A 373-nucleotide genomic window follows, 5' to 3' on the forward strand; every position below is an offset into this window, starting at 1 on the left:
GAGATTCAAATCGGCCTCGAGCAGCTCAAAGCCGGTAGATCGAAGAAGTTGGACGATTCTCTGATCGAGAACATCAAAAAGAGAGGAAGAGAACGTCTCGATGGCTAGAGATCTCTACATATCCGAAGAAGCCGAGTCGGATCTCGACGATATTTGGGACTACATCGCCAACGACAGCCCTACCAAAGCCGATCGCTTCCTAGAACGGCTCTACCGCAAGTGCATCAGCATCTCCGAACTTGATGGAATAGGACGTCGAAGAGACGAACTTGCCGAACGATTGCTCAGCATTCCCCACAAGAAGTACATCATCTTCTTTGTTCGAGAAGTTTCACAAGTAAGCATAGTTCGGATACTTCGAGGCTCTAGGGAC

Annotated in this window: 1 protein-coding gene; it reads left to right on the top strand. The window is 48.8% G+C overall.

The annotated features are described in order from the left end of the window. Positions 1–100 precede the first annotated feature (100 nt). Positions 101–373: type II toxin-antitoxin system RelE/ParE family toxin (locus QEH57_RS25050; protein WP_309009506.1), on the top strand; the 273-nt coding region annotated here is incomplete at its 3' end.

This window comes from Pelagicoccus sp. SDUM812005 (assembly GCF_031127875.1).
GTDB lineage: Bacteria > Verrucomicrobiota > Verrucomicrobiia > Opitutales > Opitutaceae > Pelagicoccus.